3 protein-coding genes and 1 pseudogene are annotated in these 1,698 nt (G+C 52.4%); all 4 read left to right on the forward strand.

Going from position 1 to position 1,698, the window contains the following annotated elements; translation table 11 throughout:
* Window positions 1–664, forward strand: a pseudogene (locus ABYV26_RS24980) (glycerophosphodiester phosphodiesterase); the annotation flags it as partial.
* 294 nt (window positions 665–958) lie between these two features.
* Window positions 959–1,099, forward strand: coding sequence for a hypothetical protein (locus tag ABYV26_RS24985; protein WP_372684055.1), 141 nt, complete (start codon window positions 959–961; stop codon window positions 1,097–1,099).
* The gene (locus ABYV26_RS24990) at window positions 1,056–1,247 is read left to right on the forward strand and encodes a hypothetical protein (RefSeq protein WP_372684056.1); all 192 of its coding nucleotides are present in this window, start codon (window positions 1,056–1,058) and stop codon (window positions 1,245–1,247) included. Before ABYV26_RS24985 ends, ABYV26_RS24990 begins: the two co-directional genes overlap by 44 nt.
* A gap of 43 nt (window positions 1,248–1,290) precedes the next feature.
* Entirely contained in the window at window positions 1,291–1,506 is a 216-nt protein-coding gene (locus tag ABYV26_RS24995) for a hypothetical protein (RefSeq protein ID WP_372684057.1), read from the forward strand.
* Window positions 1,507–1,698: the final 192 nt, after the last annotated feature.

Genomic DNA, 1,698 nt, shown 5'->3' on the forward strand with positions numbered 1-1,698 from the left:
CTTGTACTCTACATGCGGAACACTGGTTACCCATAAAGAGAGCATTGATCTTTTTAAAGAACTTGGTGTGAAAATGACACCTGAACTTAAGTCTCCCAGCGTACTAATGCCATATAAGGGTTATACCCAGGAAGATTATGCCCAGCAGATGATTGACGAATACAAAGCAGCCGGTGTTTCGCCGAAGAAAGTCTATCCTCAGTCCTTTGTCCTCGAAGATTTAGAATATTGGATCAATAATGAGCCGCGATTCGCCAAGCAGGCTGTTTATCTCGATGGCCGTTACGGCGAACCTGGATTTGATCACAACAACCCGAACACATGGGATCCGACTATGGAGGATTTAGTCGATAAGGGCGTGAATATCATCGCACCGCCAATGTATATGCTCCTTGCGTTGGACGTCGATAACATTGTGCCCTCTGTATATGCTATTGCTGCAAAGGATGCAGGCCTCGACATCATTACATGGACCCTGGAGCGCTCTGGATTCCTCAAAGATGGTGGCGGGTTTTACTACCAGTCAGTGACAGATGTGATCAACAATGACGGTGATGCATATGTATTGCTCGATGTGCTCGCAAAGGACGTGGGTATTCTGGGTATCTTTTCAGATTGGCCAGCCACCGTAACCTATTATGGCAATTGTATGGGCCTCAAATAAAAAACAGATTTAACCAAAGAGGGCTGGCTCAGAAAGAATGGATGATTACCACCGGCCCTCTACTTCCATTGCTCGCAGACAGACTCTTGCGACAATTAAATCATACAAAGTGCCGGTCTGCTGACGAGCGAGCCCAAAATATCCATCGTATAGTTCCTGGATTCTGACGAGCAGGCCACCATGCTGGCATAGCGACTTCGGGAAAACAGGCGCTTAAAGCTGGATTTAATCGAGTGCTATTCAAAAAACGCGCTTATCCTGTTGCGGCGGCGAAAGTGCGAAGAAGCTCAAACCTTGGATATGCCGCCGATTCCGGATATAGCCGGCGCCGCCCTGTTTATCGAAATGGGCTTCGACCCCACGGACGACACCCTGGACCTGGAGGTGCTGAATGCGGTGGCGGAAAGCGGGGGCGCAGACCTGGACCGTTCGTGAGCCGGATACGAACCTGGATATCCTGATCGTCGACGAGATGGGCAAAAATATTTCCAGTGACGGGATGGATCCCAACGTGACCGGTTTCTGGCGGCGTGAAGGGGGGAGCCAAGGCCCGACTATGGCTGCCTGGTTTTGCTCGACCTGACCGATGCGTCCCATGGCAACGCCCACGGCGGATGCCGGTGCCCATGCAGGATGACCGGCAATCCGTCGAACAGGCGCTGAACATGCTGCCCAAGCCATCCGGCGCCCGTTTGGCAAGGGTCCGAAACACGTTCGATCTCAAGGCCCTCTGGGTCAGTCGGGCACTTCTTCCCGAATTCTCCGCCAAGCCCGGTTTGACCGTATTCGGGTCCCCACTGAATTTGGTTTTCGAGGAATCCGGGCGCCTGCAGCCCCTATAGCCCTGGCCCGTTGTTCCGGGAACAGCCCCACGGTGTTATCGAAGACGGCGGTCATCTATGCATTGCACGACCGAAGGGTCGGCACCACGGGCCACCGGCTCAACCGGACCCAACTGGCCCGTGAAGTAAGATCCTCCCGTTTCAATATTGTATTAAAACCATCCATGCTTAACGTTAATACCATTGACGGTC

Origin of the sequence: Desulfosarcina sp. (assembly GCF_041551955.1) — a bacterium.
In the GTDB taxonomy this organism is placed as follows: Bacteria; Desulfobacterota; Desulfobacteria; order Desulfobacterales; family Desulfosarcinaceae; genus Desulfosarcina.

Coding starts and splice junctions, on each gene's coding strand:
- ABYV26_RS24990 (WP_372684056.1), top strand. CDS start 1,056: ATGCGGTGGCGGAAAGCGGGGGCGCAGACCTGGACCGTTCGTGAGCCG.
- ABYV26_RS24995 (WP_372684057.1), top strand. CDS start 1,291: ATGCAGGATGACCGGCAATCCGTCGAACAGGCGCTGAACATGCTGCCC.